At 70.5% G+C, this 6708-nt stretch carries 4 protein-coding genes and 1 pseudogene; 2 read left to right on the top strand and 3 right to left on the bottom strand.

Features of this window, described 5'->3' with window-relative positions; genetic code table 11:
* A pseudogene (locus D7X55_RS33365) lies at nt 1–976 on the top strand (MFS transporter); the annotation flags it as partial.
* On the opposite strand, the gene D7X55_RS33360 reads toward D7X55_RS33365, so the two are convergent.
* The 3 genes from D7X55_RS33360 to D7X55_RS33350 all read right to left on the bottom strand — a co-directional run bounded on the left by D7X55_RS33360 (nt 924) and on the right by D7X55_RS33350 (nt 5297).
* A complete protein-coding gene (locus tag D7X55_RS33360) occupies nt 924–2456 on the bottom strand; it encodes a methyl-accepting chemotaxis protein (RefSeq protein ID WP_121725170.1) in 1533 nt (510 codons plus the stop codon). The pseudogene D7X55_RS33365 and the gene D7X55_RS33360 overlap by 53 nt on opposite strands.
* A 192-nt stretch (nt 2457–2648) precedes the next feature.
* Nucleotides 2649–3836: an alpha/beta fold hydrolase gene (locus D7X55_RS33355; protein ID WP_167510822.1), complete on the bottom strand. Its 1188-nt coding sequence runs from the start codon at nt 3834–3836 to the stop codon at nt 2649–2651.
* Nucleotides 3837–4037: 201 nt separating this feature from the next.
* Nucleotides 4038–5297: an ATP-binding protein gene (locus tag D7X55_RS33350; protein WP_233610221.1), complete on the bottom strand. Its 1260-nt coding sequence runs from the start codon at nt 5295–5297 to the stop codon at nt 4038–4040.
* Nucleotides 5298–5506: 209 nt separating this feature from the next.
* On the opposite strand from D7X55_RS33350, the gene D7X55_RS33345 reads away from it, so the two are divergent.
* On the top strand, nt 5507–6610 hold the full coding sequence (locus D7X55_RS33345; protein WP_121725169.1) for an ornithine cyclodeaminase family protein: 1104 nt from the start codon (nt 5507–5509) through the stop codon (nt 6608–6610).
* The last annotated feature ends 98 nt before the right edge of the window (nt 6611–6708 follow it).

Genomic DNA, 6708 nt, shown 5'->3' with positions numbered 1-6708 from the left:
GGTGGGGGAGCTGGTCCCCGGCGCCGTGCGGGGCCGCTTCTTCGGCAAGCGCACCGCGCTCACCACGCTGATGGGCACCGCCGCGTCGCTCACCGCGGGCCTGCTGATGGACCGCCTCAAGGGCGGCGCGGGCGTGGGGCTGGCCCTGCCCGTGCTGGCGCTCGCCGCGTGCGTCATGGGCGTCGTCACCACGCTGATGATGGCCGCGCAGCATGACCCGGCGCCCCCGGGCACCTCTCCGAAGCTGGAGCTCAAGGCGGCGCTCCTGCCCTGGAAGGACGACGGCGCCCGGCGGGTGCTCCTGTACCAGGTGGCGTGGAACGCGGCGGTGGGCGTGTCCGCGCCCTTCTTCGCGCTGCACAGCCTGCAGAACCTCAAGATGACCTTCGTCATCATGGCCCTGCACGCGGCGGCGGTGGCGGGCGTGCGCGTGCTGACGGCGCCCCTGTGGGGCCGCGCCATCGACAGGCTGGGCGCACAGCCGGTGCTGATGCTCTGCTCGCTGGGCATCAGCGCCATCCCCATGCTGTGGCTGCTGCCCTCGGCGGGGACGCTCTGGCCGCTGCTCTTCGACGTGCTCCTGGCGGGCTCGCTGTGGAGCGGCCACGGCCTGGCCATCTTCGCGCTGCCCCTCACGGTGGCGCCGCGCCACGGCCGGCCCTTCTACCTGGCGGCGTTCGCCACCGCGGGCGGGCTGGCCTACGCGGCGGCGGCGGCCCTGGGCGGAGCGCTGGCGGCCCAGGTGCCCCAGCAGTTCATGCTGGGCGGCCACCTGTGGGTGAACCTGCACGTGCTCTTCGTCGTGTCGTCGGTGGCCCGGCTGGGGGCCGCCTTCCTCGCGGCCCGGGTGAACGAACCCGGCGCCGCCACCACGCGCACCGTGGCCCAGGTGGTGGAGCGCTTCGTGCCCCGCCTCCGCCCGGCTACAGCCGGTAGTCGCGCACCATCGCCGCCACGCGCTCCGACAGGAGCTTGAGCGACACGGCGGACTCACTGGTGGTGGCGATGCGCTTCACCGTGTCGCCCATCACCGTGTTGAGCTCGTTGACGGCGGTGAAGATCTGCTCGATGCCGGTGGCCTGCTGGTTCACCGTGTTGGAGATCTGCCGGGCGGACACCACGCTGTCGCGCACGATGGAGGACAGCTGGCGCAGCGTGTCCCCGGACGTGCGCACCTGGGCCAGGCCCGCCTCCATGCGCTGCGTGCCCGCGGCGGTGATCTCCACCGTGGCGAAGATGGCGGTGCTGATGTCCGCCAGGATGCCGCGCACCTGGTTCGTCGCGCGGATGGACTGGTCCGCCAGGCCGCGGATCTCCCGGGCCACCACCGCGAAGCCCTTGCCGTGCTCCCCGGAGCGCGCCGCCTCGATGGCCGCGTTCACCGCGAGCAGGTGGGACTGGTCCGCCAGGTCCTTCACCGTCTCCGTGATGCCGGAGATCTGCTCGGTGCGCTCGCCCAGGGCCATGATGCGCTCGGCGATCTGCTCCACCTGCGCGCGCAGGGCCACCATGCCCTCGATGCTCTCGGTGATGGCGACCTCGCCCGTCTTGCCCAGCACCTCCGCGCGCTCGGCCACGTCGATGACCGTCTCCGCCGCGCGGGACGCCACCACGGACGTCTGGCGGATCTCCTGCGCCGTCACCTGCGTCTCCTGGAGCGCGGCGGCGTGGCGCGACACCATCTCGTTCTGCCGGCCCGCGGAGTCGTTCAGGTGGTCCACCGAACCGCGCAGCAGGTCCGAGGACGCCTGCAGCTGCTGCAGCAGGTCCTTCACCTTGGACGTCATCATGGAGAAGGCCTTCGCCAGCTGGGCCACCTCGTCGCTTCCCTCCACGCGCACCGTCTCGCGCAGGTCGCCGTGCTCCGCGATGCGCTGGGCGGCCTCCGTCAGCTGCACCAGCGGCGCCGCCACCCGGCGCGCCAGCACGATGCCCACCACCACGAACGCCGACAGCGCCAGCAGCATCACCACGCTCACGCCCGTGGTGATGGCCTTCACCTGCGCGCGCGCCGCCGTGCGGTTGAAGCCCACGTGCACGCTGCCCGCGCCGTTCGCGAAGCGCGAGCTGACGTCCAACAGCTCCGAGTCCCGCACGTAGAACGTCGCCTCACCCTGCGCGCGGCCCAGCCTGTCGCGCAGCTCGCGCATCGCGGTGGCGTACTCGCCCGCCACCGCGCGCATCTGCCCCGCGCCGTCGAAGACGGCCACGTAGGCCACCTGGTGGTGGCGCACCGTCTGGTCCAGCACGGACTGGAGCGCCTCCGTCTGCCCCCCCGGCATCGCCGCGGGCAGCGTGGCCGCCAGCGCCGTGGGCAGCGCGCTGCCCACCTCGCGGCCCTGCGCCTCGAAGGCGGAGCTGACGCGCGGGATGAGGTACCCGAAGAAGAGGACGATGAAGAACAGCGCCACCAACAGCGGCGCGAGCGTGAGCTTCTGGGACAGGGAGAGTCGCATCCGGGAGCGGCGCCAAATCCAGAGGAAGTCTGGGAAACGAAGCCCCCCTGGACCATCCAGTGAGGTGCCGCATTTTGGACTTTCCAGAGGAGCCTGCGCAATGGCTCAGCGCGTCCCAGCCCTTGAAAGTCAGACACCGCGCCCTGGGTAACGGCGAACCCGGGGCGCGGGGGTCAGGTCATCCCGGCCGTGTCAGCCGGCCTTGCGGTTGTTGGAGGGGGCGCTCTCGTCCCACTTCTCCATCAGGGTGTTGGACGGGAGGGTCTCATCCAGCAGCTTGCGCGCGGCCTCGGCCCCGGTGACGGGCAGGCCCTTGCGGTCGATGAGGCCCAGCTGCACCAGCACCGACGCCTGATCCCAGTAGATGTGCTCGTGGTAGAGCTTGTCGCCGCGGAAGTTGACCACCGCGACGAAGGCCGCCTCCACGTACTTCCCGGTGGGCGGGATGCCCGGGAGCATCCAGTCCATCTCGATGTCGTGGGTGAAGCTGAAGATGAACTCGTCCACCACGCGGTCCGCACCCACGGTGCGCGACAGCAGGGTCATCTTCGTGTCCTTGGGGTTCGCGTGGACGAAGTGGTTCGCGTAGAAGCGGTGCAGGTACTCCGCGCCCACGCCGCCCGTCATCACCGGCACGCTGTTGACGTACGGGTGCGCCACCATGGTCTCCATGGTCGCGGCGGCGTCCCGCGCGGCGAACTCCAGCTCCGTGTGCTTGTCCCACAGCGCGGCCAGGTCGTAGCGCGGCCCCATCACCTTCTTGAGCAGCCCGAGCGTCCGCGAGTGCGCCGTCATCTGCGAGGGCCGGTGATAGGCCGGGGACCCCTCGCGGAAGAAGCCATGGCGCACGCCCTGGTACACGTACAGCTCCACGTCCACGCCCACGTACTGCTTCACCCGCGCCACCGCGGACGGGGGCACGAAGCCGTCCCACTCCGCGAAGTGGACCACCATGGGGGCCGCGTTCTCACCGCCCTGCGAGAGCACGTCCTCCATCCCCGGTGAGCAGTAGGTCACCGCGCAGTCCACGTGACCGTGCGCCGCCAGCTGCGCGGCCAGCGTCCCGCCCAGCCCGTAGCCCAGCGCGCCGACCTGCTTCTTGCCCTTGAGGCCCACGATCTCCGGCAGCGAGCGCGCCCAGGCCACCACCGGCTTCAGGTCCATCTCCTCCGGCTCTCCGCGCGAGGCGAGGTCCGGCACCACGACCACGTACCCCTCTTCACTGAAGCGCTCGGCCATCAGCTTCAGGTGGGCGTTTCCCTCGAACGCCTCCACCATCAGCAGCAGCAGGCCGGGACCCGTCCCACAGGCGGGGCGTCGCACCCACGCACGCATCGGGTCGCTTCCATCCACGGGAATCCACGTCGAGTTGTCGTTCATTTGTCGCGCACCCTCCCCAAAGCGGACACTTTTTGCGTCCGGACGGATCGCCTCCCGGACGTCTGGCATTGTAGCAAACCGTCCTCATACTTGCCTCATCCCTTGAGAGGTTTTGATGTGGATGGATTGTTGTATGCCTTTCATGTGGACTTATCAGCCCGCACTGCAATGCCTTGCCCGTGACGCGACGAGCCTTGTGTTTCAGGCCGTCAGCGGCGCGCACAGGGAGTGCGCACGCGCTTCGACCAAAGCCTGACGTGGAAGGCAGAGGGAGAAGATCGTACCCACGTCCGGGGTGGATTCCACCCGGAGGGTCCCGCCGTGCGCTTCAACAATGCTGCGCGCGATGTAGAGCCCCAGGCCCAGGCTCTCGCGCTTGCCGGGGCCGTCGCCGCGACGGAAGGGCTCGAAGAGCGTGGGCAACAGCTGCGCGGGGATGGGGGCCCCGGCGTTCTGCACTTCCAGATACACGGAGTCGACGCCCTGCTCGTAGGTGCGCAGGCGCACGGGGGTGTCTCGCGGGCTGTACTTGAGCGCATTGTCCAGCAGGTTCGCCACCACCTGCGCCATGCGGTCCAGGTCCCACACACCGGGGAGGCTGTCGCGCACGAAGTCGCACAGGATGGAGCGCTCCGGCCGCGCCGCGCGCAGCTCGTCCACGAGCTTGCGGCACAGCTCGTTCAAGTCGCCCGCGCCCGGCACCACCGGGATGCCGCCGCCCACGCGCGCGCGGGTGAAGTCCAGCAGCTGGTCCACGATGCCCTGGATGCGCTCGCCGCCGCGGGCCACGCGCTCGAAGGCCTTGCGCTGGCCTTCCGGCAGCGCCTCGCGTGACAGCTGCGCGTTGGCGGTGGTGAGGATGGCGGCCAGCGGCGTGCGGATGTCGTGGCCCACGATTCCCACCAGCTGCTGCTCCAGCTCCGTCGCGCGCTGCAGCTCCTCCTCCACGCGCCGGCGCTCCGCCAGCTCCAGCGCCTGTTCCCGCAGCTTCTCTCCGCGCAGGTACAGCTCCACGAACACGGACACCTTGGCGCGCAGGATGTCCGGATCCACGGGCTTGAGCAGGTAGTCCACCGCGCCGTATTCGTAGCCCCGGGTGACGTAGGCCGCCTCGCGGCTGAGCGCGGTGATGAAAATGATGGGCAGGTGCTTCGTGCGCTCGCGGGTGCGCACCAGGCGCGCCGTCTCCAGGCCGTCCAGCCCCGGCATCTGCACGTCCATCAGCACGCACGCGTACTCGTCCAGCAGCAGCGCCTTCAGCGCCTCGTCACCGGAGCGCACCGACACCACGTGCTGCCCCAGCGGCTCCAGGATGGCCTCCAGCGCCAGCAGGTTCGACGGCGTGTCGTCCACCAGCAGGATGCGCGCGCGAGGAGCGTCGGAGGAGCCATTGGTGGAGCGTCGGGGAGACGCGTCGGAGACGGCGGCGAGGACGGGCGTCCTGGGACCGGAGGGCTTCAAGGCGGCGTTCACTCGGGCGTTGGGGTGGTGTGCAGGGCGGGCAGGAGACCGGGGCCACGGAGGTCCACCGGAGGTCGGGCGCCCGCATCCAACACAACCCCTTCGCCACCTTGTTCCCTGCACCTGTATTCAAAACCCACAGCAAGACAGGAATTCGTAATCAAAACTGACCCGTTGCAATTCCTGTCAGGGGCGTAGACTCCGCGCGCATGACGCTCCCGGTTCTCCGCACCCTGCTGCTCGGTCCCACTGACTTGCGCGCGCTCGTGGAGGGCGTGGGTCTGGACGTCCTGATGGACGAGCTCATCCACGCGCTGACCGTGGCGCTGCGGGAATTCGACGAATCCGTCCTGCAGGTCCCCAAGCGGGAGGGCTTCCAGGTGGTGGGCGAGTCCCGGCCCTCCGGGACGATGGGCTGGATGCCCGCCCTGCGGCGCGGGGACAGCCTGACCGTGCGCGTGTCCGCCTCCCTTCCGGGCAACCGGGGGGACTCGAAGCTGCCCACGCTGGTCGCGTCCCACAGCGTCTACGACGTGAAGACGGGCCACCTGCTGGCGGTGATGGACGGCGTGTTCGCCACGGCGCTGCGCACCGGCGCCGCGTCCGCGGTGGCCAGCCGCTACCTCGCGCATCCGGACAGCCGGGTGCTGGGGCTGGTGGGCTGCGGCGCGCAGGCCGTGTCGCAGCTGCACGCGCTCAGCCGCGTGTTCCGGCTGGAGCAGGTCCTGGTGCACGACGTTGATCCGGACGCGGCGCGCTCCTTCGTGCGGCGCGTGGCGTTCCTGGGGCTGGACGTGCGGCCCACGCCGCTGCCGGACCTGGAGGCGCGCGCCGACATCCTCTGCACCGCGACCACCGTCGCGCCGGGCGCGGGGGCCGTCATCTCCGGCCACGCGTTGCAGCCGCACGCGCACGTCAATGCCGTGGGCGCGGATCAGCCGGGCAAGGCGGAGCTGCCGCTGGCGCTCTTGCGCCGCAGCCTCGTGGTGCCGGACTTCCCCGCCCAGGCGCGCCTGGAGGGTGAGTGCCAGCAGCTCCACCCGGACCAGATTGGCCCGGACCTGGCCACCGTGGTGCAGCAGCCGGAGGAGTTCCTCGGCTGGCGCGAGCGCAACACGGTGTTCGACTCCACCGGCCACGCGCTGGAGGACCACGTGGTGACGCGCCTCCTGCTGGACCACGCGCGGCGCATGGGCCTGGGCACGTGGGTGGAGCTGGAGTCGCTGGGAGGGGATCCGCTGGACCCCTACTCCCAGGTGCGCGGTGACACAGCCGCGCACACCGAGTCGCCGCGCCGGGCCACGGGGAGCTGACGCCGGGCCGGTTTCGTTTCACGCCCGGCACACAACTTCCGGACGCCCCGGTCGATAATCGCGGAAGAGACAACTGTCCAATCTTCCTGGAATCATAC

Source organism: Corallococcus sp. AB049A (assembly GCF_003668885.1).
Lineage (GTDB): Bacteria > Myxococcota > Myxococcia > Myxococcales > Myxococcaceae > Corallococcus > Corallococcus interemptor.
The sequence above is the reverse complement of the archived record's forward strand: the minus strand, read 5'-3'. Positions and strand labels throughout refer to the sequence as shown.

Bases quoted from the DNA above. Each gene is read 5' to 3' on its own strand.
- D7X55_RS33345 (WP_121725169.1), top strand. From the start codon at position 5,507: ATGACGCTCCCGGTTCTCCGCACCCTGCTGCTCGGTCCCACTGACTTG.
- D7X55_RS33360 (WP_121725170.1), bottom strand. From the start codon at position 2,456: ATGCGACTCTCCCTGTCCCAGAAGCTCACGCTCGCGCCGCTGTTGGTG.
- D7X55_RS33355 (WP_167510822.1), bottom strand. From the start codon at position 3,836: ATGAACGACAACTCGACGTGGATTCCCGTGGATGGAAGCGACCCGATG.